The 26,802-nt window shown below is 34.8% G+C and carries 24 protein-coding genes and 1 pseudogene; 24 read left to right on the top strand and 1 reads right to left on the bottom strand.

Annotation, left to right across the window (positions count from 1 at the left end):
* Window positions 1-262: 262 nt before the first annotated feature.
* The 6 genes from J2S72_RS04750 to J2S72_RS04725 all read left to right on the top strand — a co-directional run bounded on the left by J2S72_RS04750 (window position 263) and on the right by J2S72_RS04725 (window position 10,551).
* Window positions 263-1,486: an SPFH domain-containing protein gene (locus J2S72_RS04750; protein ID WP_023055119.1), complete on the top strand. Its 1,224-nt coding sequence runs from the start codon at window positions 263-265 to the stop codon at window positions 1,484-1,486.
* Between the two features lie 8 nt (window positions 1,487-1,494).
* Window positions 1,495-3,024, top strand: coding sequence for a TFIIB-type zinc ribbon-containing protein (locus J2S72_RS04745; protein WP_023055111.1), 1,530 nt, complete (start codon window positions 1,495-1,497; stop codon window positions 3,022-3,024).
* A 368-nt stretch (window positions 3,025-3,392) separates the two neighbouring features.
* The gene (locus J2S72_RS04740; RefSeq protein WP_307495082.1) at window positions 3,393-7,307 is read left to right on the top strand and encodes an InlB B-repeat-containing protein; all 3,915 of its coding nucleotides are present in this window, start codon (window positions 3,393-3,395) and stop codon (window positions 7,305-7,307) included.
* Window positions 7,308-7,452: 145 nt separating this feature from the next.
* A complete protein-coding gene (locus J2S72_RS04735; protein WP_023056172.1) occupies window positions 7,453-8,919 on the top strand; it encodes a hypothetical protein in 1,467 nt (488 codons plus the stop codon).
* 170 nt (window positions 8,920-9,089) lie between these two features.
* Window positions 9,090-9,662: a hypothetical protein gene (locus J2S72_RS04730; protein WP_023056161.1), complete on the top strand. Its 573-nt coding sequence runs from the start codon at window positions 9,090-9,092 to the stop codon at window positions 9,660-9,662.
* An 82-nt stretch (window positions 9,663-9,744) separates the two neighbouring features.
* Window positions 9,745-10,551 (top strand): DUF4428 domain-containing protein, encoded by an 807-nt coding sequence (locus J2S72_RS04725; protein WP_023056146.1) that lies wholly within the window; start codon window positions 9,745-9,747, stop codon window positions 10,549-10,551.
* Between the two features lie 209 nt (window positions 10,552-10,760).
* Here J2S72_RS04725 and J2S72_RS04720 read toward each other — a convergent pair whose 3' ends face one another.
* Complete coding sequence (locus J2S72_RS04720; RefSeq protein ID WP_023056208.1) at window positions 10,761-10,889, bottom strand: hypothetical protein; 129 nt, start codon at window positions 10,887-10,889, stop codon at window positions 10,761-10,763.
* Window positions 10,890-11,026: 137 nt separating this feature from the next.
* On the opposite strand from J2S72_RS04720, the gene J2S72_RS04715 reads away from it, so the two are divergent.
* The 18 genes and pseudogenes from J2S72_RS04715 to J2S72_RS04630 all read left to right on the top strand — a co-directional run bounded on the left by J2S72_RS04715 (window position 11,027) and on the right by J2S72_RS04630 (window position 26,801).
* The gene (locus J2S72_RS04715; protein ID WP_081696614.1) at window positions 11,027-11,335 is read left to right on the top strand and encodes a copper amine oxidase N-terminal domain-containing protein; all 309 of its coding nucleotides are present in this window, start codon (window positions 11,027-11,029) and stop codon (window positions 11,333-11,335) included.
* A 116-nt stretch (window positions 11,336-11,451) separates the two neighbouring features.
* Window positions 11,452-12,084 (top strand): hypothetical protein, encoded by a 633-nt coding sequence (locus J2S72_RS04710; RefSeq protein WP_155803757.1) that lies wholly within the window; start codon window positions 11,452-11,454, stop codon window positions 12,082-12,084.
* 44 nt (window positions 12,085-12,128) lie between these two features.
* Window positions 12,129-14,252, top strand: a complete 2,124-nt coding sequence (locus tag J2S72_RS04705; protein ID WP_162146347.1) for a DUF3160 domain-containing protein — start codon at window positions 12,129-12,131, stop codon at window positions 14,250-14,252.
* 65 nt (window positions 14,253-14,317) lie between these two features.
* The gene (locus J2S72_RS04700; protein WP_238318893.1) at window positions 14,318-14,596 is read left to right on the top strand and encodes a hypothetical protein; all 279 of its coding nucleotides are present in this window, start codon (window positions 14,318-14,320) and stop codon (window positions 14,594-14,596) included.
* A 522-nt stretch (window positions 14,597-15,118) separates the two neighbouring features.
* Window positions 15,119-15,727, top strand: a complete 609-nt coding sequence (locus J2S72_RS04695) for a class I SAM-dependent methyltransferase (protein WP_023056166.1) — start codon at window positions 15,119-15,121, stop codon at window positions 15,725-15,727.
* A 207-nt stretch (window positions 15,728-15,934) separates the two neighbouring features.
* On the top strand, window positions 15,935-16,570 hold the full coding sequence (locus J2S72_RS04690; RefSeq protein ID WP_307495080.1) for a DUF6796 family protein: 636 nt from the start codon (window positions 15,935-15,937) through the stop codon (window positions 16,568-16,570).
* A gap of 29 nt (window positions 16,571-16,599) precedes the next feature.
* Complete coding sequence (locus J2S72_RS04685; RefSeq protein WP_307495079.1) at window positions 16,600-17,427, top strand: class I SAM-dependent methyltransferase; 828 nt, start codon at window positions 16,600-16,602, stop codon at window positions 17,425-17,427.
* Window positions 17,428-17,480: 53 nt separating this feature from the next.
* A complete protein-coding gene (locus J2S72_RS04680; protein ID WP_307495078.1) occupies window positions 17,481-18,107 on the top strand; it encodes an L-2-amino-thiazoline-4-carboxylic acid hydrolase in 627 nt (208 codons plus the stop codon).
* A gap of 61 nt (window positions 18,108-18,168) precedes the next feature.
* Window positions 18,169-19,107 (top strand): alpha/beta hydrolase, encoded by a 939-nt coding sequence (locus J2S72_RS04675; protein WP_307495077.1) that lies wholly within the window; start codon window positions 18,169-18,171, stop codon window positions 19,105-19,107.
* 11 nt (window positions 19,108-19,118) lie between these two features.
* Window positions 19,119-19,610, top strand: a complete 492-nt coding sequence (locus J2S72_RS04670; RefSeq protein ID WP_307495076.1) for a methyltransferase family protein — start codon at window positions 19,119-19,121, stop codon at window positions 19,608-19,610.
* A gap of 13 nt (window positions 19,611-19,623) precedes the next feature.
* A complete protein-coding gene (locus J2S72_RS04665) occupies window positions 19,624-20,076 on the top strand; it encodes a GNAT family N-acetyltransferase (protein ID WP_307495075.1) in 453 nt (150 codons plus the stop codon).
* Between the two features lie 267 nt (window positions 20,077-20,343).
* Complete coding sequence (locus tag J2S72_RS04660; RefSeq protein ID WP_307495074.1) at window positions 20,344-21,207, top strand: MBL fold metallo-hydrolase; 864 nt, start codon at window positions 20,344-20,346, stop codon at window positions 21,205-21,207.
* Between the two features lie 99 nt (window positions 21,208-21,306).
* Window positions 21,307-22,332: an acyl-CoA thioester hydrolase/BAAT C-terminal domain-containing protein gene (locus tag J2S72_RS04655; RefSeq protein ID WP_307495073.1), complete on the top strand. Its 1,026-nt coding sequence runs from the start codon at window positions 21,307-21,309 to the stop codon at window positions 22,330-22,332.
* 131 nt (window positions 22,333-22,463) lie between these two features.
* The gene (locus J2S72_RS04650) at window positions 22,464-23,144 is read left to right on the top strand and encodes a class I SAM-dependent methyltransferase (RefSeq protein WP_442417714.1); all 681 of its coding nucleotides are present in this window, start codon (window positions 22,464-22,466) and stop codon (window positions 23,142-23,144) included.
* A 121-nt stretch (window positions 23,145-23,265) separates the two neighbouring features.
* Window positions 23,266-23,556 (top strand): annotated as a pseudogene (locus tag J2S72_RS04645) (L-2-amino-thiazoline-4-carboxylic acid hydrolase); the annotation flags it as partial.
* Between the two features lie 20 nt (window positions 23,557-23,576).
* Window positions 23,577-24,329, top strand: coding sequence for an alpha/beta hydrolase (locus J2S72_RS04640; RefSeq protein ID WP_307495072.1), 753 nt, complete (start codon window positions 23,577-23,579; stop codon window positions 24,327-24,329).
* A gap of 190 nt (window positions 24,330-24,519) precedes the next feature.
* Entirely contained in the window at window positions 24,520-24,693 is a 174-nt protein-coding gene (locus J2S72_RS04635) for a DUF6364 family protein (RefSeq protein WP_023056192.1), read from the top strand.
* Window positions 24,693-26,801: a type I restriction-modification system subunit M gene (locus J2S72_RS04630; RefSeq protein ID WP_307495071.1), complete on the top strand. Its 2,109-nt coding sequence runs from the start codon at window positions 24,693-24,695 to the stop codon at window positions 26,799-26,801. The genes J2S72_RS04635 and J2S72_RS04630 overlap by 1 nt, the downstream gene beginning before the upstream one ends.
* The last annotated feature ends 1 nt before the right edge of the window (window position 26,802 follow it).

Below are 26,802 nucleotides of genomic sequence, written 5' to 3'. Positions count from 1 at the left end.
ATTTTTATCAAATATCATACTTTTGGGTGATGTGGAAATTTTTAAAAATTAATATAATAAAAATAGAAAGTAATAGCTGTTCATTTGACAATATCAAAGGTCAAACCATTTTCTTAAAAGAAAAGTAGTGCAAACTTTTATATTGTGTTTGAAATTAAAAAAATAGTTATTCTTTCAAGATAGCTAAGCTTCTAAAAATAAAATTAGAAGAACATTACATATAAAACATTTTTTCAATATTAATAATTTAACGGAGGATATTATGGGATTTATTAAAGCATTTGCAGGGAGTTTAAGTGGCACTTTTGCAGACCAATGGTTAGATTTTTATGGACCAGGCTCACTTGAATCAGGAACTTTAGGAATATTTTCGGCAAAAGCCCAGGGGCAAAACAATGGTCGTGGAGAAAATTCCAAGGGCAACAACAACATAATCACAAATGGTAGCAAGATAATTGTTCCTGAAGGAACAGCTCTAATCACTATAGAAGATGGTTTGATTACAGGAATTATCAATGAACCTGGTGGCTTTATATTTTCATCAGATGATATAAATTCACAAAGTATTTTCGCTGGTGATGGTCCAAATGCATCACTAATCAAGTCAACTTGGGAAAAGTTTAAATTTGGCGGCCAAGCTGGATCAGAGCAATTGGCCTTTTATGTTAACCTCAAGGAAATACCAAAAAATAGGTTTGGAACACAAAGTGAAATATATTGGGACGATGCTTTCTTTGGTACACAAGTTGGGGCAGTCACAAGAGGAACCTATACCTTAAAGATTGTAGATCCTTTACTATTTGTAAAAAACTTTGTTCCACAAAAATATTTGGTCGCAAATGCTCCAGCCTTTGACTTTCAAGATATGGATAACGAGGCAGCAGAAGAACTATTTAACGAAGTTGTTTCATCACTTTCTTGCGCCTTCTCAAACTATACAAACGATCCAAGCAAGGGTAATCGTATGAATAAGATTCAGGCAGATCAAATAGGTTTTGCTAAGTCTTTATCAAGTGCTGTAGAAGAAGGATACCAATGGAGATCTACTAGGGGTCTTGAAATAGAAAAAACTGCAATTCTTGCAATAGAATATGACGAAGACACTAAAGCTCTTATGTCAGATGTTAAAAAGGCAGATGCACTTTCTGGATCTCGTGGAAATTCATTCTTCCAACAAGCGGTAGCAAGAGGAATGCAGTCTGCTGGTGAAAATGGCGGTGGTGCAAACATGGCCTTTATGGGAATGGGAATGAATGCAGCAGGAAATATGATGGGTGGAGTTCAACAACCAAATGTAGGAAACTCCTACCAACCTAATTTTGGCGGCGGTCAGATAAACCAAAACCAAGGATACCAAAACCAAGAACAAAACCAACCACCAGAAGATCCAACAGAAAAACTAATAAAGATGAAGAAACTTCTCGACGCAGAAGTGATAACCCAAGAAGAATTTGACAAGATGAAGAGAGAATTACTAGGACTATAGGTGATCTTATGAAGGACGATGTAAAAATAATAGATATGACAAGCGGCTTAAAGGATGGTCAGATCAAATGTCCTAAGTGTGGCTCAACAGACATAGAGACCAACACCAAGACCGGTAAGCTCAGATGTAATTTCTGTAGAACTGAATTCGAACCAGAGCTCGCACCAGAAGATCAAGACATAAGTACATTGGAAGGAACTACCATGGGAAGTGGAGCAGCAGACATAGACGAAGCAGCGGAAAGTATGGTGACAGTTAAATGCGAAAGCTGTGGCGCAGAAGTAGTCATAGACACCAACACCACCACCCAAGCAAGATGTCACTGGTGCCGCAATACACTATCTATCAACAATATCATACCGAATGGAGCAGTGCCAGATGTCATACTTCCATTTAGCGTTACAAGGAGCGACGCAAGGGAAGAGATAGAAAAATTCGTCAAAGAGAGAAAATTTTTCGCCCATCCTAAATTTACAAGGGAGTTTACCACAGAGAATATCTGTGGAGTCTACCTTCCATACATGCTTGTAGATGTTAACGCCCACATGCACCTGTGGGGCGAAGGTCAAATAGAAACAGACAGTTACGAAGTCGGCACAGGGGACGACAAACATACAGAGTACGATGCAGATAGCTACAAAATCGAAAGGGATTTCGATATATTTATAGATGATCTATCCATAGAATCATCCAGCGACAAATTGGATTACACAGCCAAGGACAAAACTACAAACATCATAAACGCCATCATGCCCTTTGATACAGAAAACTCTGTGAAGTTCAACGCCAACTACATGAAGGGCTACACATCAGAGAAGAGAGATAGCAATATCGATTTTCTAAGAGAAGCAGTCTTTGCACAAAGCTCCGATGTAGCAAGACTTGCGGCAAAGGATACTGTGGAAAAATACGACAGAGGCGTAAGATGGGAGGACGAAGACTACAAAGTAAAAGGAGATTCCTGGAAGGCAGCCTACCTACCAGTGTGGCTCTACAGCTACATGGAAAAGAAAAATGGCAAGAACCTCCTTCATTACGTGGCAGTAAACGCAAGGACCAAGGAAACCATGGGCAGCGTGCCTATAAACTTTACGAAACTATTCTTCGTATCAGTGTTGGTGGAAATCTTAGGCGGACTAGCAGCATTTGTCTTGAATCTAGTGGCTGAAATGAGTATGTTTGACGATACACAATTCCAAGACTCAAGACAGTTCTTCTGGATACTACTAGTATCAGGATTCGTCTTCTTCTTCACAATCTACGCAAGGTATAGAAACTCAGACGAAAGACACCACTACGAAGTAGAAACCAAGCACGAAATAAGTAACCTAGTTTGTGAAGATAAACTTGTAAAAAATCTAAAAGGACTTGAAGAATCTTATATCAAAGGCGAAAACTCAAGTGAATTAAAGGGCAATAGGTTAGATCTAACCAAGGACAAATACCTTAAAAAAGCAAAAGAAAAGGGAATCTTAGACCAAGTCGAAGAAAATAAAAAGAGGCTAAAGGAGACTTTTGAAAATAAGAAGGTAAAGTAAACTGATTAGGAAGTGAAAGGAGATAATTGTGGGACTATTCGGTAAAAAAGAAAAAATAGAAATAACTGATCACTTTCATAATTAATACTCCTAGAAAAGCTGGGAAGGACAAAGGCACTCCAAATTTGGGGTGCTTTTGTATTTATTTTTCAAATCTCATACTTTCGGGTGATGTGGAAAAGAAAAAAGTAGAAGAATAGAATAATTTAAAAAACGCAAAAAATTTTAAAAGTTTGCAAAAAAACATAAAAAATTTATAAATTTTTACAAAATATCATCCTTTCGGGTGATGTGGAAAAGAAAATAATTTTATAAGATAAAGGTAGAAAGATAAGAATCCATTTCCATACAAGATAAGGAGGAGAATTATGAAAAAGAAACGAGAAAGACCCATGGCAATGCTACTAGCAATTATGATGATCTTTATGAACTTCATCATAACGCCTGTTAAGGCAGCGCCGGGAGATGTTGCGATTAATGAAGCAAACTTCCCAGATGAAAATTTTAGGAAATATGTAAAGACAAAAGATAAGGACAATAACGGCATCTTGTCAAAATCAGAGCTTGATGCAGTGACTATAATTAATTTAGATCGTGAACCAATGACAAATCTTAAAGGGATTGAACACTTTACTAAATTGAAAGAGCTTTATTGCATTGAAAACAAATTGAAAGAACTATATGTCAAAAGTAATACAAAACTGACAAATCTTGAATGTAACAAAAACAAATTGAAGACTTTAGACCTAAGTAAAAACACAGAATTAACATACATTAACTGTTCAGAAAACCAATTGACTGCATTAGACTTAAGTAAGAACACAAACTTAAAATTTTTTGACTGTCACGATAACCAATTGACTAATTTAGACTTGAAGAATAACACAAACTTAGAAACTTTTTACTGTTTCCGAAACCAATTGACTACTTTAGACTTGACGAATAAAACAAATTTAAAAACTTTTTACTGTAGCCAAAACCAATTGACTAATTTAGTCTTGACGAATACCACAAACTTAGAAGATCTTTCTTGTTGGAATAACCAATTGAAGACTTTAAACTTAAGTCAGAACACAAACTTAAAAACTCTTAACTGTGAAGAAAACAAATTGACTGCTTTAGACTTAAGTAATAATACACAATTAACAAAAATTAATTGTAAAGACAACCAATTAGCAGCCTTAGACTTAGGTAATAATACACAATTAAAAACTCTTGCCTGTGACATAAACAAATTGACTGCTTTAGACCTAAGTAAAAACACAGAATTAACAGACATTAACTGTGACCATAACAAATTGACTACTTTAGACTTGACGAATAAAACAAAATTAGAATATCTTTCTTGTGTGGATAACGAATTGACTGCTTTAGACTTGAAAAATAACAAAAACTTAAAAACTCTTGTCTGTGGCCGAAACCAATTGGCAGCATTAGACTTGAAGAATAACACAGAATTAGAAAGACTTTATTGTTCCTATAACGAATTGACCACTTTAGACTTAAGTGAGAACAAAAACTTAGAAACTCTTTACTGTAACAATAACCAATTGACTACTTTAGACTTAAGTCAGAATACAAAATTAGATAGAATTAATTGTAACGATAACCAATTAACATCCTTAGACTTGACGAATAACGCAGCTGTCACAAAACTTGAAGGCTATGATCAAGTATACGGTATAGTAGTAGATAAAAGTACTTTATTATTTGATCTTAATTCACTACCTGGTAACTTTGACCCAAGTAATTCAAGGAAATGGGTAGGGGGAGCTGTAACAGACAATACTTTGAAATTAAACGATGATAAGCCAACAACTGTGACTTATGAATACAATGTAAAGCCTAGCTTATCTACACTACGTGTTACATTAAATGTTAAATATGGAGATGTTGTTACAGTAACATTTAATAAAAACGGTCACGGCGGAGACCCAGCTACAATTGTAAAAACAATAGATAAGGGTAGTAAAGTAGAAAAACCTAGTGATCCAACAGATACTGAATACGATTTCGATGGTTGGTACACAGAAGAGGCATGCACAAACAAATTTGATTTCACTAAAGCAGTAAATGATAATATAACACTTTATGCAAAGTGGACAAAGAAAACACCACCAGCACCAGAAACAGTAACAATAACCTTTAATGCAAATGGACACGGCACAGCACCAAGTCCATTAACTGTAAACAAAGGCGAGCAAGCAACAGCACCAGCAGCTCCAACAGATACTGACTATGATTTCGGCGGTTGGTATAAAGAAGCTGGATGCACAAACAAATTTGATTTCACTAAACCTGTTAATGGAGATATAACACTATTTGCTAAGTGGACAGCAAAAACACCACCAGCACCAGAAACAGTAACAATAACATTTAACGAAAATGGTCACGGCACAGCACCAAGCCCAATAACTGTAAACAAAGGAACAGTAGCAACAGCACCAGCTGACCCAACAGATGCTAATCACGATTTCGGTGGTTGGTATAAAGAAGCTGGATGCACAAACAAATTTGATTTTACACAAGCAGTAAATGCTAGTATAACACTTTATGCTAAGTGGACAGCAAAAACACCACCAACAGAAACAGTAACAATAACATTTAACGAAAATGGTCACGGCACAGCACCAAGCCCAATAACTGTAAACAAAGGAACAGTAGCAACAGCACCAACTGACCCAACAGATACAGAAAATGACTTCGGTGGTTGGTACACAGAAGCTGGATGCACAAACAAATTTGATTTTACAAAACCTGTTAATGGAGATATAACACTATTTGCTAAGTGGACAGCAAAAACACCACCAGTAGTAGAAACAGTTACAATAACATTTGATGCAAACGGTCACGGCACAGCACCATCACCAATAACTGTAAACAAAGGAACAGTAGCAACAGCACCAGCAGACCCAACAGATACAGAAAATGATTTCGGTGGTTGGTATAAAGAAGCTGGATGCACAAACAAATTTGATTTCCCTCAAGCAGTAAATGAAAATATAAGGCTTTACGCTAAGTGGACAAAGAAAACACCACCAGCAGTAGAAACAGTTACAATAACATTTGATGCAAACGGTCATGGCACAGCACCAAGCCCAATAACTGTAAACAAAGGAACAGTAGCAACAGCACCAGCTGATCCAACAGATGCTAACTACGATTTTGTTGGTTGGTATAAAGAAGCTGAATGCACAACTAAATTTGATTTCTCACAAGCAGTAAATGCAAATATAAGGCTTTATGCTAAGTGGACAAAGAAAACACCACCACCAACACAATATACATTAACAGCAAGTGTAAATGGCGGACACGGAAGTGTAAGCCCAACAAATGAAACAAAAAATGCAGGTGAAACAGTTACTTTAACATTTGCCCCAGATCCTGGCTATGAATTAGACGAAGTAACAGTTAACGACACAGAGACAGGAGTTATGAGCAATGTTTTAAACGTTACAATGGACGGAGATAAAACAGTCGTTGTTAAATTTAAAGCAGTAGGAACTCCACCAATAGGCACACCAGTTACAATAACTTTCGACAAAAACGGTGGAAATGGAACAATGGCAGATGTAACTAAGAATAAAGGCGAATCATTCACCCTACCAGCCTGCACGTTTACACCACCAGCAGGCAAAGAATTCAAAGCATGGCAAGTAGATGGAACAGAAAAGAATGTTGGCGATAACATAGTATTAAATGGAGATAAAATTATCAAAGCAGTATGGAAAGATATAGGAAGTGTTCCTCCGACTCCACCTGTTCCACCTACTCCATATACACCTTATCCATGGATAGTATATCCAGGATGGTACTACAACTATGAAGCACCTAAACCAAAAGAAGAAAATAAAGTAACCAAAATGGAAATGGACTGGAAAATAGAACTTACAATTGGAATAAGTACAATCGATAGAGAAATAAACGGAGTAGATTCAAAGATTAAGATGGACGTGGCACCATATATAAGAGATGGCAGAACCATGTTACCATTAAGATCTGTAGCAGAAGCCTTAGGATTTGACGTAGAATGGAATAGAAGCACTAAAACAGTAGTGCTAAGAAATAGCAGCACAAGAGTAGAAATCCCAGTAGACACAAATAAGATAATCTTAAATGGCACAGTCTACACAAGCGATGTAAAACCAGAAATCAAAAATAACAGAACCATGCTTACAATTGCAAATATTGCAAGAGCACTTGGACTTCGTGACGGCAAGGATATAATCTGGAATAGCAAATCTAAGATGGTAACAATCTACAGATCAATCATAGTAAAATAAAAGATTCACCCTTTAAGACTAAATAAGAAAAGTAAAAACGGTTTAGTCATATAGACCGTTTTTATTTACATAAGCTTGGACAAAGTTTAAGCGTAGATTTTAAGTCTATACTATAACATAGTTAAGCGGAAATGTGAGGGATATTATGAAAAGAAATTTTAAATTTTTAATTATTTTTATGGTGGCGATGGCTCTCCTTGCTGGTTGCAAAAATGGTAACAGTTCGCCGAAGCTAGAAAATAAAAATACAAATACAAATGCAAATTCTGCGGTGGAAAATTCTAAGGAGACTTCTAAAGTTAAGGAAAATTTAAAGCCTGTTGACGGAGCGGTGATCGGTTCAATGTCTTCCTACGTTGAGGACAGAGAAGTTTGGAAGGACTTTGTAGATGAAAAATACATAGATTTTGCAAAGAGGGATGATTTTGGCATCCATGTGCCTAGGATTCTTTTGGATTCAAAGGACGCCAAAGCGGCAAACGATGAGATTGATGGCTTGGTAAAAGATATAAAGGATCTATATACTACTTATAAAAAGGATATGGTAGGTTGCGATATTGGAATTTACTCCTCTTTTTCCGTTTATCAAGATGAGCATGTGCTAAGTGTCATGGTCGAAGTTTCAAATATTTGGGAGAGCGAGTTTCCAAGTTACAAAGTGTTTAACTTCTCTCTTCCAGATGGAAAATTTATAAATGACGAAGAGATTATGAAGAGCATAGGCATAGAGAAGGAAGAGATCCTCGGGGTGATTGAAAATAGTGTGAGTGAGGAACAATCCATGGATACGAAACTCTACTATAGAGATGTAACTGATTCTTCCTACGTCTATAATCCTTCCAATTTCACCGGAAAGATTCTAAACGATCTATGGGATAATTACGATTACAAAAATCGCCAAATTTTTATAGACGAAGTGGGCACACCTACACTTGCCTTTACTCAATCTTTAAACGTGGACACGGGACAGCTGCCAGCACTTCTAAAACTAAAGATAGATAGATTCGATAAAAGTGAGATTTCAGATGAATATCTAAGAATGGCGAGAAGGCTCGGCATAGATCTAAATAACGAAAAGTGCAAGGCATTTGTAATCTATCTCGGCTCTTGTTACGATGAGAATACCTTGAAAGAACCTCTTGCAAAGCTATGTGCTTGGACAAGTATTTTTTCTAATTACGAAGATCCAAACATGGTCATTTCAATGAAAGATGGCGAAGTCGGCGACAGACAATACCTAAATGGAGAGGAATGTTACCTAGTAATTCCTAAGTACAAAAATGCTTCAGTCTCTCTAAAGGAATTGGAACTTTCTAAGGATGGAAAATTAAAAGAGGTTGAAAATCTATACCTAGACGACATTTCTAGTAGTGGCATCACATTTGTCATGCAAAATATAAGTGACATCGCTCCAAATGGCAAGATCACCATCAGGTATAGAGATGATTCTTTCGAGTTCTCCCCTTCAATCAGTCTAAAGGACGGCAGTTTGATTCTACCAGATGAAGTAAAAGATGGAGAAGAGATCCTCGATTGGAATAGTTTATTTAACAAAGAAACCTATTCACCAATGATGTTTGAGAGAATCATGTCCATAATGGGCAAGGGTTGATTAATACAGGGCGATCAGTTCGGCTTTGCTCAAGAGCTTACAAAGGCAGTCGACGATGCCTATCAGCCGAATTTCAGTGGTTAGTCTCAGTAGCCACAACAAAGTAAAAACATAGATCCTGCGGAAAAGTTAATACAGATATAAAAATTTAAGGAGGTAGAACGATTAAAATGAAAAAGAAGATATTATTGACCATTGCTATGTGCTTGATATTATCCATGGGTATGACAGCCTGTGGAAGCAAGGAAAAGAGCACTGCTGTTCAATCCACGAACAAGGTAATCAGCGTAACCCCTACAGATGGCTATGTGGCAAAGCCACAGGAAGGTTATGAACAGATCATGATTTTCCCAAAGGACAAGCAGGATGATAACAACACCGAGTATATACAAATTGACGCAGTTGATCCGGACGGGGCGATCAATTCTTTGGTGGGCTTTACTCTCAAGGGATATAAGGAAGGAACAGCGAATTACACCATGGACAAACTTAATGCCGATCTTGACGCAAAGGCAAGTGAGGAAAAGGCAGCAGGTGTTCTAGGCACATTTGACAACAAGACGAGCGTGAAACTTGGAGAGGTGGATTATGTCAAATTCGATTTAACAAGAAATGGAGCTGATGCAAACGAATATTACGGCGTTGTGGACGGGACTCCTGTATACATTACTGTTGTCGGGCTTATCGACAAAGATGGCGTAAGCGACATGCTGAACTCTATAGAGTACAAAATCAATAAATAGACAGTCAACAATTATCTTAGTCGCCTTTATTTTGTCTAAGATGAATCGTCAAAAATAGAAATGTTTTAAGGAGGTAGCAGACATGGGACTTTTCAGTAAAAAAATATGTGTAATATGCGGTGAAAAGGCAGGGCTTCTCTCGAGGCTAAAGCTTGAGAACGATGACTTCGTCTGTGGTAACTGCCAAAAGAAGCTTTCCCCATTCTTTGATCACGAAAACAAGGTTCATACTGAAAAAGAGATACGCGACCACATCGCATGGCGCGAATCGACGAGGGAAGAAGTCGCTATATTCCAAGCGGACGATAGCGTTCAACTAGATGGAAAGGACCTGCTTTTAATCAATCACGACCAAGGAAAATTCGTTTTAATCGAAAGCGGAACGAAGAAAGAAGATGCAGATGTCTTTTCACTTGATGAGATAGTAGACGCTACGCTAACCGTTGAGGAGAACAAGAAGGAAATTAAAAAGAATATAGACGGAGAGAAAAAGCCATACAATCCGCCACATTACTCATACAAATATCATTTTCTGCTCTCTGTGAGATTGAATAATCCCTATATAAATGAGATTGAATTCAGACTGCATCAGCTTGCCATAGATGGCGGGGATGATGCGGACGGCTATAAGACACCGTCAATTTTAGAAAAGGCAACCGGATTTTACGTTTGGAGAGAGAAACAACTAAATGGCAATGACTTTCTCCATCGTTCCAATTTCGCCCTGTCAAGTTCACCAGGCGGATATGGTCCAAAGGGCTCGACTACAATGACTGATTTTAACATAGAGCAATTCGACAAAATGGTCAATGTTGGAAACAAAGTAGTGGAGCTGCTCACCGGTCAGAAAAAGGAACCAGCCTTCGAATCCACAACGGATTGGTTATAAATCCGAACTCTTTGAGTTTTGAGATTGAAACGAAAAAAACTTACTTAGTTTAAACAAATAAGCTAAGTAAGTTTTTTAATGCTAGTCAGGAAAAGAATATCTCCGGGAACAACAATTTAAAGCAATTTTTCTCCTCGAGAACAGCTTAAACATCAACATCTTACACATTATTTTTCATTTTTACAGCTACTTTTATCAATTCCTATTTTTCATTTTTCATCTTCCAGTTTCAAAACCATATCAGCTTTTAACCTATCATATAATCTTCGTTCTTTTTCAGATAGGTAAACTTCAACTTCGTTTAATATATTTTTTAGTTCATTTAAATTTACGTTCATGCCTGCTCCTTTCTGTATATGATAATTGTATTAATAAAAGCTTCAAATATAAAGAAAAATCGCAAAAATTTGGCATATGGAGGATGAATTGGTAATCTATTCTAAACGGAGGTATTAATGAAAAGAAATAGAATACTATCGATGATAGCACTTCGGTTGCCTTAGACGATTTCACCGAGAGAATCGGCGCCAAGGTGATCTGGTATGACCATTTGAGAATGATTGGAATTGAACATGGTAAGTCCCACATATTGGTGCCGGTAGATAAAAAGGCGATGTGGGTCAATGGAAAGGTTGTGGATATGAATATTGCCGCTAAGATTCATGGAGAGACTTCTACTACGTATATCCCACTTAGAAATATTGCTGAGGCACTAGGGTATAAGGTGGAGTTTGACAAGGAAACATTTACGGCTAAGTTATTTTCACAAAAGAAAACTAAATAAAAATTTATAAAGGCACAGAGCAATCTATGTTTTTGTTTGCAATTTATTCGTTTATTTAAAATCATATGTCACTTTTATTTAATAATATAGTAAAATAATAATGAGGGGAGATGGATTTGAAAAAGAAACTTATCCTTATAGCTTTATTTATTTTGCTAATTGTATTTGGAATTTCTAATATACACATTAAAACTGAAGAGAAAGATATAAAGACCAAGTCTGGTGAGGTGAAGGTAGTCCTATATAGAAAGATATTTTCTTCCTATTCAAATCGCATTGAAATTGAAAGGAATGGAGAATTGTATCTAAAGGATTTTAAAGGCAAGAACCCTCTAAATATTTGGAAATTTGAAGCAGGAGATGTGGAAGGCGATGGAGAAAAGGAGCTTGCCCTCGGTGTTTATAAGAAATCTCCACATCATAAGGTCATGGCGAAGAGAGTATTTCTCTACAATATTGTAGATGGAAAGCTAAAGCCGAAGTTTCGTGCATCGCGGCTTGCACTTCCCATGGATGATTTTATTCTCTATGACATTGACGAGGATGGGAGAGATGAAGTAGTTTCCATAGAAATAAAGGATAACACCTACTTCATAGCGGCGTACCACTACAAGAATTTTCATTTGGATAGGGACTATGTCAGTGAAACTCTTGAAGAAAAACCTAAGTTTTCAGATGATGGAAAGATTATTTACAAAGATAGAATTTTCGATTTAAAAATTAATGGAGAGGAGATAATTTTAAAATGAAAAACAATTTGAAGAAATGTTTTGTCATTGGGCTTGCAGCGATTATGCTGATATCATGTGGTCCAAAGGGTGCAGATGGAAATGATGCAAAAGAAAAAGTTCCATTTACAAATCCAATTGCAGATTTAAAGAGGGAAGTAATATTCCCTAAGTTTGAAGAGACGAGTGTCGAGGCGGCTGTGCCGAAATATAGTGTAGCTGAAGATCTTTCAAATATCTCTAATGTTAACGACTACATAAATGAGTATTTCAAATTCAACGACGAGCAAACAAAAGCCCTAGTTGAAAATAAGTTTTTTGTAGATGGTAGCAGAGCCTATGAGCAACCTTTTGAAGCTTACGAAGGAAATGAATATGGATTTTTACCTAACTTTGTAACTGCTGACAGCTTGCTTCATCTCTTCCACGTTTCCTACGACGGACTTCTTCGTGAACTTGAAGTAGAAAAATTCCTACCAAGACTTATAGAAGTAAGTGATGCCATGGCGAAGAGATCCCTAGAAGACTATAATGATGCAAGGGATCCTGCGATTAAGGAACTTGCAAAGAAGAACACTGCCTACTTCCTACTAGCTTTGAAACTTTTTGGCGGTGAATACAGCGAACCACTTCCGGAGGAAGTTATGGACTTGGTAGAAAAAGAATATAAAAATATCGAAGCCATGTCAAAGGCGGACTCCAACTTGGTGGCAAAAGCGGTGGACTATTCACAATTTAAACCTCGTGGACACTACACCCGTTCAGAAGAACTTAAAAAATATTTCCGAGGTGCCATGCTATTCTCACAAGAAGCGATGATCTTCTACGACGATGAGGGAAAACCAATCGACGAAAATATTATCCAAGGACTTATGATGGCGAAGAATCTAATAGGTGATGAAGAATCTTTCAGAAAGTGGGAAGATGTCAATGATTCTGTGAACTTCCTTGTAGAAAATTCTGAAGATGTGGATCCATACCTAATGGGTCAAGTCTACTTCAACCACTTCGATAAAGATACAGATCTAGATGAACTTGCAAACGAAAAGAATCTAAAAAAAGTGCACAAGACTTTGGAAGAGCTTCCAAAACCAAAGATACAGTACTACGAAGATACTTCATTTAGATTTATGCCACAAAGGGCTGTGCTTGACAATGTGTGGGCACAAAACTTGTTAGATACCATCAGACCTTCTAAAAGACCGATATATTCTGGTTTAGATATCATGGGTGTCATGGAAAGTAAAGTTGCAGAAGAAATGGTACTATCTAATGAACAGAATAAAAAATGGGATGAATTTGAAAACAGGTACAAAGAAACTAAGGAAATGGCAAAGGTGCTCGATGACGAAACTGAAGGAAGAAAGAACATCTACCGTTCATGGCTTTGGATGTTAAAATCCTACGAAGAAGAAATACCAGAAAGTTTCCCAGAATTTATGAAGTCAAAAGCCTGGGCATTTAAAGATCTAAATACACAACTTGGCTCCTGGGCACAACTAAAGCACGATACCATTCTCTACGGTAAACAAGCTGCAGCAGAGATGGGTGGCGGCGGAGAGGAAAAGGAAATTCCTCAGTCATATGTGGAACCGCGAGTACATCTCTATGATAGAATGATCTGGGCGATGAACTACATGAAGGAAAATTTAAAAGATAGAGAACTTCTCACAGAAGCCAACGAAAAGAATATGAATAATTTTATAGAAATGGTGGAATTTTTAAGAAAGGTCAGCGTATCTGAACTTAAGAATGAAATCGTGGACGCAAAAGACCAAGAAAGACTATTCTATATTGGCGGAGAAATGGAAAATATATTTATAAAATTCGTCGATGAAAAGGCAAAATATTTTGCAGAAATAGAAGAACAGTCTGATAGAAATATGGCAACTGTCGCAGATCTTATGGTGACCGTAGAAAATACTGTGGGCATCGAACCAAGTAAATATTTGGAAGTCGGCTCAGGAATGGCGCAAGAGATATTTGTCGTATATCAAATAGGAGACAAGCTCATAATGGGAACAGGTCCAGTGTATGCCTACTACGAATTTTTATCCGACGAAAGAATGACTGACGAAGATTTCCAAAATAAAATATACGACTCACTTTACGCTCCTGATGCTAAAAATCCATTGAAACAACCAAGTTGGACAGAAATATATAAAGCCGACACAGTCTTTCATTACTAAGGAGAGATTATGCCAATGTAGCTAAAGCAGATAATTACTTTTCCATTGCACCCAAGGCGACAAAAGTGGGGTTGAAACGAGCAAAAGCATTAAAGAACAGACTCGTGGCTACCTCTCAAATCATAACCGGTGAATTTGAAAAAGGCGATACGGTTACAGTTACTACAAAGGGCAAGAATGTCACAACGACAATTTTAGATGTTATTGAATGCAGTAGCAGTTCAACATTTGAAACAATGCTTGAAGCCAATATGGGCAAGCACAAGGTTCAAGCTGGAACAAGTGCATGGATCCTATTGGATTTGACAGAAGACGTGGATAAAGGCACCTTGATCCAAAAGTAAAAATTTCACAAAAGACACTTTCTAACATAATAAGAACCGGATTTAATAAAGATCTTTCGCAGCTTCCTTGTTAAATAAATTCAACCTATAAATAAAACAAAAACTAATTAAAACTCTTTAAGATTAAAAATACCCTCTTTACTTGGTAAAAGTAAGGAGGGTTTTTTTGTTTAGAAAATAGTAGGTAAAAATACACCACTACATTTAGAAAAAGCACCAGATCAAAAAGTTGTAGTAAAACATAGATGTTAAAATAAGATCAAGAAGTATTAAAATCCATATTTTTATGTTAAAAATAATTTGTGGGAAGATTCATATTAGAAATCCAAAGAAAAGATTGATGGGTTATTGCTACAATCATGGCACTTGATAGGCAATAATATGTGAAAATGATACAAGTTAATTTATTTATGATAGGTGGCTTATAATTTTTAAAAAATGTTTTTTTGTCCTAAAAACGATAAATTAAAAAATGAAAAATGATATAATGTAGATGAGAATTAGTTTCAGTTGGAGGAGTAAATGTTTAAGAGTTTTTTAGAAAATTTTAAAAATCCAAAAGACAATTTTGGAGGCAGATTTATTTTAAAGAGCATGAATAAAGGCCATGAAAAATTAGCAAAGTGGGGAAGGTCTTACATAAAAATTGAAAAAGAATATACTGTTTTAGATTTAGGATGCGGCGGTGGAGCCAACATAGAATATTTTTTAACTAAAGCAAAAAAAGTTTACGGCCTTGATCACTCAGAAGCAAGTATAAAAATGGCAAGTGAGATAAATAAAGAAGCAATAAAGGCTGGAAGATGCCAAATCTCAGTGGGAGATGTGAAGAGCCTTCCTTTTAAAGATGAATCTATGGATATTGTCACAGCTTTTGAAACTATTTATTTTTGGAATGACATAGAAGAATGCTTTAAAGAAATTTATCGTGTGCTGAAAAAAGGCGGACAGTTTTTAATATGTAATGAAGCATCGTCTAAGGAAAGAAGAGATGTAAGAAAAATATCTAATATTATAGATATGGAAGTATACACACCAGACGACTTATCAAAGATGCTTGAAAAATTAGGCTTTAAATTTGAGTATTATTTAGATAGAAAAAAACAAGTCGTATTCATTGCAAGAAAATAGATAAGAGAAAGGTAATGGATAAAATATGAAATATCACAGCTTTTATTTCAATCTATTTAAGCATCCTATGAAAAAAGTTTTGCTGTAACAATATGGACAGAACTATGTTAGATAAATAATAAAAAAAAAGCAAAAACATTTATCAAAAATTGATGTTATAATTAAAGCGAGAACTAATATCATCTAAGGGAAAGAAGGTGTTTAATTGTGACTTTATACAAGAGTATATTGATAGGTCTTTTTGGTTCATTTTTGATGTTTTTGGGAGATATGACCCTATATTATGATTCAAAGGATTACGATGGCAAGGATACTATAAATAGTATTATTGGCATAATGAAAAATGTCAGCATAAAAAGATTATATATTGGTGGTCTTTTAGGTCCAATATGTGCCTTTATATATTGTATTGGATTTTATCATATTGTTTTGAGCATACAAGAAGAGTATTTAAATCTTGCTTGGTTTGTATTTTTAATAAATATTTTTGGCATGATATTAGGGGGCACTTATCACATTCAATGTGCCTACTTAGGTCTTTTATCAAGGCACGAAAACAAAGGAGCTTTTGATGAATTTTTAAAATTTTTAAAACTCCAAGCAAAAATAGTTTTTTCTATTATGGCTTTAGCAAACATAGCAATAGCATTGATAATTTTATTTGGACTCACAGTATTTCCAAGATGGCAAGCCTTATTTACACCTATATTTCTTATAATTTTTACTCCTCTTGCTGAAAGATTGCCAAAGGGAGTCCATATGATCATTCGCGGAGGCTGGTTTAACATAATATATTTTATTTACTACCTAACCTTATTAATGCACTATACTAATATGAATTAATAAAATGAATTATTTACAGGAGAAATTTTATGAAACAATTAGATTTTATTGATGACAAGAAAATAAAAGCTGACTACAAAAACTGGGTTCCTGAAAGCTTGCTAAAGAAATTAATATTTGCAAGTCTTGCAGCTTTTATTCTATTTATAGCCTTTGGTATCAGTGATCTTGTATTTACCGGAAGAGCTCGTCTCATCTGTGGCATTATTTTCGGATATGCTACGCTGAAACTTACTTTCTTTGCAATCTGGATGAGAGTACTACATAGGGCTTTTGATTTCAATGGAAAAAGAAAGCTTGCCAAAGTTATAATAGAGGGGACTGCCGACTATGTAAAGATTCCAGATGGTGGTCTGGGCTTAGATGTAGGATGTGGTAGCGGGGCACTTACCATAGCTTGTGCAAAGAAAAATCCAAAAGCAACCATGGTGGGCTGTGACATATGGAAAGGTTCATATAAAAGAGAATTCTCTAAAGCGCTCTGTGAAAATAATGCAAAATTAGAGGAAATAGAAAATGTGAGATTTGAAGAAGGGAATGCAGTGAATCTTCCCTTTGAAGACCAAAGTTTTGATGCGGTGACAAGCAACTATGTTTATCACAATATTTCAGGGCAAAACAAACAAAAACTTTTACTGGAAACATTTCGTGTACTTAAAAAAGGTGGAGTTTTTGTTATTCATGATTTGATGAGCAAGTCAAGATATGGAGATATGAATAAATTCATTGAAAAGCTGAAAAAAGACGGCTACGAAGATGTGCAATTAATTGATACAACAGGGGGTCTTTTTATGGATCACAAAGAATCTCTATTGTTAGGGCTTCATGGCTCAACTCTTTTAATTGGAAGAAAATAAACTTGTATTTAAATTAAAATAAAAAATTTTAGAAAATTGATGGGGTATGTAAGATGAAATACAAAGGTTTTTATTTCTTATTATTTAAAGGTTCAATGAAAAAAGTTCTTATAGAGAAGTATGATAAAGCATATGCTTCAGAAATTATTAAAAAGAGCAAAATAATTTATCGAAAATTAATAGAAGAAGCAGATGATATAGGCAAGGACAATCCCATGGCATACAATGAGATGTTCGCCCTTGCCTTTATTGCTCCATATATAGCAAGTGAGAAAAAGATTCCGCCAGAAACCATTCAGGAAATGATGCGCCAATCTCTTTATTCTGTCAAATGGTATTTTTCCTTGGTTAATCTCAATACTAAGAGGGGGAAAGAGGCCAATAAGAAAATTATTCTTAAGTATTACAAGTGGTATACAGAGGAAAAAGAAAAGCTCTATCCCACGTCCTTTAAAATTGATTTTGAGGGACAACCCTATGAGGGTGCTTGTTATTATAGAATTACTCGTTGCCCTATTTGTGCTTACACAAAGAAGCTGGGGGTAGATGAATTAATGCCACTACTCTGCGAACTTGATGAGCTTATGATAAGTCTTGAGCATGGTATACTTCACAGAAAAAATACTATAGCAAATGGAGCAGATTGTTGTGATTATTTTATTACAGGCGATAGAGAATGAAGCCCAGTTATAGAATAAGTATTGGTAAAAACTTATAAATGATTATTAATGGAGGTGTGAAATGAGCGTTACATATAAAATTGCATCGACAATAGTAAGACTTGCAGGCGTCAAAAAAATGTTTTTAAAGAACAAGGAAGAGATTCTCGAGTATGCAAAGGGACAAAATGCAAAGCATGTATTTGATTTAGATAAGGCAAGAAAGAGAGCCGAGAGAAAAAAATATCATCTCATAGATAGAGATCTTATGGGTTACAGGCTTATCTCTTATCAAAAAAATAAGAGTCCTGCAGAGGGAGCGGTCCTCTATTTCTTCGGCGGAGGAATGATTACCCAGCCCGACAAATGGGATTTTAAATTGTCGGAAAGAATAATGGAACAAACAGGTAAAGACGTCTGGTTTTTATTCTATCCCCTTTGTTCGGAAGATGTAAAGGTGGATAAGACCTATGAAGTTTGTTTTGAAACCTATAGGCTGATGACTGAAACTTATAAGGCAAAAAACATAAGTGTCCTCGGATTTTCATCAGGAGCCTGCCTATCACTTGGAATTTTTCTACATAATAATGCCTTAGCTAGACCACTTCCAATGGCCGGCAAAATTATTTCAGTTTCACCAGGAGGGATTCCCGATGTAACTCTCAAAGAAAATAAAGAGATTTGGGAAAAAATGAATGCCCTTAACCACAAAGACATAATGATTGAACCTACATATTTTAAAACGGCAAGAGAAATTACAAAAGGGGATAAAGACCTGCCTGAGTATATGTTAGACGGAACAGTAGGAGATTTTACCGACTTCCCGAAAACATATTTTTATTACGGCGAAAATGAATGCCTCTATGCCTTTGCGGACGAATTTAAAAAAGCAATGGAAAAATATCACGTCCCATATGAAATCATTGTGGGCAAAGGAATGTGCCACTGCTATCCCTTATTGAGATTTTTTAGAGAAGGTAGAGTTGCACAAGATGAAATTATTGAACTACTAAAACACTAGTCGGGTACAAAATGAAATACAAAGAATTTAAAATGCCAGTTTTTGGAGTTGGACCTATATATGTCATTACTTGTTTAATTCTTACAATAGGGGGGATATGCTTTCATCTTAAAGGATATTTATATCAAGGAGAACTAAGAGAGGGAAAAATAGTTTTTATTATAGGGGGCATAGTCTTAATCCTTTTAGGCATATATTTATGGATACAAGCAGTTATGGTTCAGAAGATAAATAAAAAAGTTAAAGAAAATAAATTGATAACAAAGGGAGTGTACGCCCTAGTAAGAAATCCTGTTTATTCAGCATTTATATTTATATTCACAGGCCTACTTTTATTTACAGCAAACTATATTTTATTAATACTTCCCTTTGTCTTTTGGGCTTTCTTAACAATATTAATGAAAAACACAGAAGAAAAATGGTTAAAAAATGAATTTGGCAAAGAATATGAAATATATTTAAAAGAAGTAAATAGAGTAATACCATGGATTAGAAAAAAATAAGGAAGTGATTGATATGGAAGTGATTAATATAGAAATTCGAAAAATTTTAAGATCAGATTTAGAAGAATTAGCAAAGTTAATGGTAGCTGTCTATAATGCTCCACCTTGGAATAATAAGTGGACAGAAGAAACAGCCTTGGAATCCTTAAGCGATATTTTAGGTTTCACTAAATTTTTTGGCAATGTGATTGTTGATAGAAATAAAATAATTGGTGCAATAATTGGTCACATAAGAAGATATTCTACTGAATCAACATTTTACATTGATGAGTTTTTTGTTTCTGAAAAATATAGAGGGACTGGTTTAGCAAAAGAACTTTACCAAACGAGTATAAAACAATTGAAGCAAAGAGGTATAAGTGGTGCATTTTTTACTACTTTAAAAAATTCGCGAGCCTATAATTTTTATGTAAAAGAAGGTGCTTGGGATTTGGAAGATTCCGCTTGTTTCTACCATAAATTCTAAAAATATTAATTCACCTATTTTAAAAATAGGTGCCAACTTATGGATTTCGCGTCACAATAGTGATAGAGGCAAATAGTTATGTAAATATAAGGAGTTCAAGACTTTTACTAAAGTTTAAAACTCAAAAAACAAATAGTTGGTGTACTGCTTAGAGTATCCAATTTAATAATGTGAATGTGAAATAAAAAGAGATAAGGAAAATGAAGAATACAAGGATGAGTATCAATAAAAATGCAATTTTAGGAAAGAAGCATGGGGCAAGGATTTATGTCAAAAATAGAATCTAAAATGCAAGAAAAAGTCATGTCTTTACTGTTTCGCGGGAAAGAAATATTTAAGCCATTAAATACAGGGCATATTGATGAGAGAGTAAGTTGTATTAGAGAATATGTTGCCAATATTTATTTTTATAAAAAAGACGATTACACGATTATGATAGACGCAGGTTATAATTATGATAGATTAGCAGAAAAAATGAAGTGGCTTGATATAGATCCGAAAGATATTGAGGAAATTTTAATTACCCACCAAGACACAGACCATGTGGGAGCTATTGAAAAAGGCAGTGATGGACTGTTTAGCGAGTCCACTATATATATTGGGAAGATCGAAAATGAATATTTAGAAGGTCGTAAAAAGCGTAAAGTATTTGGTGGATTAGTTAAACTGCCACAAGTTCACATAGAAAATAAAAAAGTGTTAGTTGATGATGGGCAGGTTTTTTATATAGGGAATATTAAGATAGAAGCATTTCTTGTACCAGGGCATACTTGGGGACATCTTGTCTATCTGATTGATGATGCATATTTGTTTACAGGAGACACGATTTGGTTTGGAGCAGATGGTGGCTACGCATTTTTGAACATTCTTGCAGAAGATAAAAAATTACAAATTAAATCTCTTAAAAAGTTAGAGGAAACACTTAGAAAGAGAAATTTAAAGTTAAAAATTATAACAGGTCATACAGGTTGGACTGATGATATAGATTTTGCTTTTGCACATACAGATGAGATCTGCGATGGGTTAAAAAGGAAACCCAAAGTCCATGACTCCAAAGCACCCTATGATGCCTATGATGAAAAAGACGATACAGAAGAGAAGGCAAGAAATGTTTTACTGGAAAAGTGTTAAATAGATATGCTTACGGAAAACAAACGACTAAGCTAAAAACTTCAGACGATAGAAAATAATAATTCTGTAGTCTTTTTTATTTTAAAGGAAGGAGATAAAATGAAGAAAATATTTTTTAGAATTTTTTCAATTGCTATTATTTTAGTAGTTTTAGTTTTTATTCTTAGAATATATAATGACCATAAGTATAAAGATAACAATGCTTTGAAATTTCCTGAATATTATAAGGATGTTACTGACATAAGTCTATATCCTACAGACATTGATGGAGTTGATGTAACTTATGTAGATGAGGGTAGGATGCAAGGATTTAGATTTGTGCCTAAGGGAAAATCACATAAGGGCCTTGTAATTTGTTTTGGAGGTTCTGATGGAGGTCCAAATTTTGAAACTGCTAAAAGATTGGCAGAAGAGGGTTATGAAACTTTTGCCTTATTTATGTTTGGCATGAAGAATCAAGAACAGACTTTGAGAAAAATTCCCTTAGAACAATTTGAAGACCTTATAAGTTATATAAATAAAAATATAAAAGACAAGAAACCAATAAGTATTTTGGGAGCGTCAAAAGGTGCAGAATATGCCCTTAATTTAGCTAGTAAATATCATGAAATAGATAATTTGATTTTAATAGCACCTTCATCTTATAATTTTGCTGGTTTAGATTTTAAAGATTATGGTTCATCATGGACATATAAAGGAAAGGAGCTTCCATATATAGATATTAAAAAATCATCATTTAAGTCATTTTTAAAAAATATTATTGGACCAGCCCTTATTAAAAGTCCTATTAGCTTTAAAGAAACTTATAACAGTGCAATAGAAAAAGACTCAGATAGGCAAGAAAAACTAATACCAGTCAAAGATGTTAAGGCAAATATATTAATGATTGTGGGTGAGGATGATTTGATGTGGGATAGCCTGGCCATGGCCAATAAAATAAAAGCACAAAACCCTAAGGCAAGGATTTATTCTTATAAAGGAGCAGGCCATATATTTGCTGGCAATGGTATTATAAATTTAGGAAAAGCTAGAATTGCAACAGGTGGATCAAGTGAAGGCAATGAAGAAGCAAGAAATGAATCAAGAAAAACTATTGATGCTTTTTTAAAAGAAAATCATAAATAGAAAATTACTTGGATATTTAAAGACGGTAGAAATAATAATCTATCGTCTTTTTTAGTACAAAAAATGGAAAGGATATAAAATTATAATAACTAATATCAACAATATATTTGGTATAATATTATCAAGAGCAGATGAATAATAAAGGTTATATAAATATCGGTAAAGTAGTTTATTTAGAGGGAGTGGTGAAAGTGAATGATAAAAGCAATAAAAAATTTTGGGATAGATTTGCGAAGCTGTATGCTCCTTTTATGAAAAAAGATAAAGGAGCTTATGATAAAGTTTGCGAATATATTCGTCCTCATTTAAATAAAGACATGGATGTTCTCGAACTCGCTTGTGGTTCAGGGCAATTTTCCTTTAGTCTTTCAAAGTACACTAAAAGTTGGATTGGCACAGATTTTTCCGAGCAAATGATTATGGAAGCGAAAAAGCATGGAAAATATGAAAACCTCACGTTTGAAGTAGCCGATGCAAGGTCACTATCTTTTGCGGATGAAGAATTTGATTGTGTGCTGATCGCTAATGCACTTCATATTATGCCAAATCCAGACCGTGCAATGAAAGAAATACATAGGGTCTTAAAACCTAATGGGACTTTGTTTGCGCCTACCTTTCTATGGAAAGAGGGAAAACAAAGAAATATTATAAAGACTCTTATATCTATTTTTGGATTTAAGATGTACCAAGAATGGGATAAAAAGCAATTTAAGGATTTTACCCATGAATATGGATTTTCAGTAGTTGAAATGAAGTTGGTGCATGGAGGACTTGCGCCGATTGGTGTTCTGATTGCGAAAAAAGTATCTTAACATATTTTATCTTGCGGAAAAAAATTTAATCAAAATATTTACAAAGGCGATAGAAAACTATCGTCTTTTTTATATTTAAATTAAAATAAAAAATTTTAGAAAATTGATGGGGGTATGCAAGATGAAATATAAAGGTTTTTATTTCTTATTATTTAAAGGTTCAATGAAAAAAGTTCTTATAGAGAAGTATGATAAAGCATATGCATCAGAAATTATTAAAAAGAGCAAAATAATTTATCGAAAATTAATAGAAGAAGCAGATGATATAGGCAAGGACAATCCTATGGCATACAATGAGATGTTCGCCCTTGCTTTTATTGCTCCTTATATAGCAAGTGAGAAAAAAATTCCACCAGAAACCATTCAGGAAATGATGCGCCAATCTCTTTATTCTGTCAAATGGTATTTTTCCTTCTTATTGACAGAGATCTTATGGGTTACAGGCTTATCTCTTATCAAAAAAATAAGAGTCCTGCAGAGGGAGCGGTCCTCTATTTCTTCGGCGGAGGAATGATAACAGGACCCGATAGGTTAGACTTTTCTCTATCAGAGAGAATAATGGAACAAACAGGTAAAGACGTCTGGTTTTTATTCTATCCCCTTTGCTCGGAAGATGTAAAGATAGATAAGACCTATGAAGTATCATTTGAAACCTATAGGTTTATGACTGAAACTTATAAGGCAAAAAACATAAGTGTCCTCGGATTTTCATCAGGAGCCTGCCTGGCTCTTGGAATTTTTCTACATAATAATGCCTTAGCTAGACCACTTCCAATGGCCGGCAAAATTATTTCAGTTTCACCAGGAGGGATTCCCGATGTAACTCTCAAAGAAAATAAAGAGATTTGGGAAAAAATGAATGCCCTTAACCACAAAGACATAATGATTGAACCTACATATTTTAAAACGGCAAGAGAAATTGCAAAAGGTGATAAAGACCTGCCTGAGTATATGCTTGACGGAACAGTAGGAGATTTTACCGACTTCCCGAAAACATATTTTTATTACGGCGAAAATGAATGCCTCTATGCCTTTGCGGACGAATTTAAAAAAGCAATGGAAAAATATCAGGTCCCATATGAAATTATTGTGGGCAAAGGAATGTGCCACTGCTATCCCTTATTGAGATTTTTTAGAGAAGGAAGAGTTGCACAAGATGAAATTATTGAACTACTAAAACACTAGTTAAGAAAAGAAAATAAAAAGTAAATTGTAACAAAAAACCTCAGATTAAGCTCTGGGGTTTTTATTTCCAAAAGTCCTCTTAAAAAATAAGAAAAGCTTAGGATATGAAAGCTAACATTATTTAAAAGACTAGGTGTATAATTATACATAACAAGTATGTATAAAATAAATATTATTTAGAGGTGCAAACATGGAAAAAGAAAACAAAAAGAAAGTGACAATTTCCCTCACCCAAAAATCTCATGAAAAAATAAAAGAATATGCAAAAGAAAAACATACATCAGTTTCTGGAGCAATAGAAGATTGGATTTGGAATGAATTAAAAAACAATGATAGAAAGAAAATAATTGAGGAGGACAAATAGTGAAGGAAAATTTACTCTCTAAGGAAATATTGGAAGATGCTTCAGTAGATATTACAAACGAAGCCAACTTTATATGGGGCATTGCTAATAAACTTAGAGGTGCATATATGCCTGATAAGTATGGGGATGTTATCATTCCAATGACTATTATAAGAAGGTTTGAATGCGTCCTTGAGCCTACAAAAAATAAGGTAGTTGCTACATATGAAAAAGATAAAAACTATCCTGTAAGAGCCATGTATAGAGTTTCTGGGAAACAATTTTATAACACTTCGTATTACAATCTTAAAGAACTTTGTAACGAACCAGATAACCTTGCTTTTAATTTCAAAGCTTACTTAGAAGGTTTCTCTTCAAATGTAAGAGACATCCTAAACGAACTAAATATAGATAGTCACATTGATAAGATGAATAAAGAAAATTGTCTTTTTAATGTAGTTAAAGCTTTTTCTGAATTAGATCTATATGAACATAGCTTCGATTCCATAAAAATGGGCTATATCTTTGAAAACTTAATTGGCAGATTTTACCAAAATGTAGACGCTGGACAATTTTACACCGGTAGAGATATTATTCGTGTTATGGTTTCCATCTTAACAGCAGAAGGCTGCGATGATGTTTATGACGAAGGCAAGGTCATAACTATTTTGGATCAAGCTTGCGGAACAGGGGGTATGTTAACAACGGTATACAGCCACATTAAGGGCCTAAATGAAACTGCTGATATAAGACTATTCGGTCAAGAATTTATGGGCCAATCTTACGCCGTAGGCCTTGCAGAAATGCTAATTAAAGACCAAGATGCAACCAACTTTAGACATGCTGACACCTTAAAAGAAGATTGCTTTAGAGATACAAAGATGAGGTTCTTATTAGAAAACCCACCCTTTGGAACACCTTGGAAAGGTGCTGATGCTAAAGCAGGGCAAGAGGCGGCTGTAATGGAAGAATATGCTAAAGGTGAAAGGTCAAGATGGCCAGCGGGACTTCCAGCAGGAGGAGATTCACAACTTCTCTTTATGCAATCAGCAGTTAACAAAATGGAAGATAAATTAGGAAGAGCTGCTATTATTACAAATGGTTCGCCACTTTTTAATGGAGGAACAGCTTCAGGAGAAAGCCAAATAAGAAGATGGCTTTTAGAAAATGATTTAATAGAAGCAATAATCGCTATGCCAACAGACCTCTTCTACAACACTGGCATTGCTAGTTACATCTGGATTCTATCTAAAAACAAGAGAGAAGAAAGAAAAGGCAAGATCCAATTAATTGACGCAAGTGAAATTTATCATCCCTTAAGAAAATCTTTAGGTAATAAGAGAAGAGAATTTACAGGAGAGGACCGAAAAAAAATAACAGAGCTTTATGCAAACTTTAAAGAAAATGACCTTTGTCAAATTTATCCAAATGAAGAATTTATCTATAAAGAATATACTGTAATGCAGCCAATGCAAAGGTCCTATGCCATTAACGAAGAAAGAATTGAAAAGCTTGAAGGATCAGGAGCTCTTAACACTTTCTATGACCCAGCAAAACATGCTGAATTATTAGATAAAGAAGAGATTGGAGAAAAACTTAAAAAACCAGAAAAAACAAACTTAAAAAAATACCAAGAAAATAAAGCATACTATGAAAAAATCTTTGAAATCTTAAAAAATAACATTTCAGACAAAAAATATATGTCAAAAGATGACTTTGAACCCCTTGTTGAAAAGCTCTTAAAAGATATTCCCCTTACAAAGGCCCTATTTAACAAAGTCCTTGACGGTCTATCTCTTATGGATAAAGAAGCAGAAATTGAAAGAGATAAAAAAGGTAATGTTGTTTATGACACATCTACCAAAGACACAGAAATTGTAAACATAAGAGAAGATATTGATGAGTATATGAAAAGAGAAGTGCTACCCCATATACCTGATGCTAAAGCCCTCTTTGAAGAAGACCTAAATCTTAAAACACCAAAGATTAAAACAGGAGCTGAAATACCATTTACAAGGTATTTTTATAAGTACCAAGCTCCAAGACCATCAGAAGAACTTGCCAAAGAGTTTTTAGAATTAGAAGACTTAGTAAATCAAAAAGTAAAAGAACTTTTTGAGGAGGACTAGT

Origin of the sequence: Peptoniphilus koenoeneniae (assembly GCF_030812875.1) — a bacterium.
In the GTDB taxonomy this organism is placed as follows: domain Bacteria; phylum Bacillota; class Clostridia; order Tissierellales; family Peptoniphilaceae; genus Peptoniphilus_B; species Peptoniphilus_B koenoeneniae.
This window is presented reverse-complemented; position numbering and strand designations above follow the sequence as displayed.

What these genes read in the sequence shown, in the direction of transcription:
- J2S72_RS04750 (WP_023055119.1), top strand. Translation starts at nt 263, where the DNA reads ATGGGATTTATTAAAGCATTTGCAGGGAGTTTAAGTGGCACTTTTGCA.
- J2S72_RS04745 (WP_023055111.1), top strand. Translation starts at nt 1,495, where the DNA reads ATGAAGGACGATGTAAAAATAATAGATATGACAAGCGGCTTAAAGGAT.
- J2S72_RS04740 (WP_307495082.1), top strand. Translation starts at nt 3,393, where the DNA reads ATGAAAAAGAAACGAGAAAGACCCATGGCAATGCTACTAGCAATTATG.
- J2S72_RS04735 (WP_023056172.1), top strand. Translation starts at nt 7,453, where the DNA reads ATGAAAAGAAATTTTAAATTTTTAATTATTTTTATGGTGGCGATGGCT.
- J2S72_RS04730 (WP_023056161.1), top strand. Translation starts at nt 9,090, where the DNA reads ATGAAAAAGAAGATATTATTGACCATTGCTATGTGCTTGATATTATCC.
- J2S72_RS04725 (WP_023056146.1), top strand. Translation starts at nt 9,745, where the DNA reads ATGGGACTTTTCAGTAAAAAAATATGTGTAATATGCGGTGAAAAGGCA.
- J2S72_RS04720 (WP_023056208.1), bottom strand. Translation starts at nt 10,889, where the DNA reads ATGAACGTAAATTTAAATGAACTAAAAAATATATTAAACGAAGTTGAA.
- J2S72_RS04705 (WP_162146347.1), top strand. Translation starts at nt 12,129, where the DNA reads ATGCTGATATCATGTGGTCCAAAGGGTGCAGATGGAAATGATGCAAAA.
- J2S72_RS04695 (WP_023056166.1), top strand. Translation starts at nt 15,119, where the DNA reads ATGTTTAAGAGTTTTTTAGAAAATTTTAAAAATCCAAAAGACAATTTT.
- J2S72_RS04685 (WP_307495079.1), top strand. Translation starts at nt 16,600, where the DNA reads ATGAAACAATTAGATTTTATTGATGACAAGAAAATAAAAGCTGACTAC.
- J2S72_RS04680 (WP_307495078.1), top strand. Translation starts at nt 17,481, where the DNA reads ATGAAATACAAAGGTTTTTATTTCTTATTATTTAAAGGTTCAATGAAA.
- J2S72_RS04675 (WP_307495077.1), top strand. Translation starts at nt 18,169, where the DNA reads ATGAGCGTTACATATAAAATTGCATCGACAATAGTAAGACTTGCAGGC.
- J2S72_RS04670 (WP_307495076.1), top strand. Translation starts at nt 19,119, where the DNA reads ATGAAATACAAAGAATTTAAAATGCCAGTTTTTGGAGTTGGACCTATA.
- J2S72_RS04665 (WP_307495075.1), top strand. Translation starts at nt 19,624, where the DNA reads ATGGAAGTGATTAATATAGAAATTCGAAAAATTTTAAGATCAGATTTA.
- J2S72_RS04660 (WP_307495074.1), top strand. Translation starts at nt 20,344, where the DNA reads ATGTCAAAAATAGAATCTAAAATGCAAGAAAAAGTCATGTCTTTACTG.
- J2S72_RS04655 (WP_307495073.1), top strand. Translation starts at nt 21,307, where the DNA reads ATGAAGAAAATATTTTTTAGAATTTTTTCAATTGCTATTATTTTAGTA.
- J2S72_RS04650 (WP_442417714.1), top strand. Translation starts at nt 22,464, where the DNA reads ATGAATAATAAAGGTTATATAAATATCGGTAAAGTAGTTTATTTAGAG.
- J2S72_RS04640 (WP_307495072.1), top strand. Translation starts at nt 23,577, where the DNA reads ATGGGTTACAGGCTTATCTCTTATCAAAAAAATAAGAGTCCTGCAGAG.
- J2S72_RS04635 (WP_023056192.1), top strand. Translation starts at nt 24,520, where the DNA reads ATGGAAAAAGAAAACAAAAAGAAAGTGACAATTTCCCTCACCCAAAAA.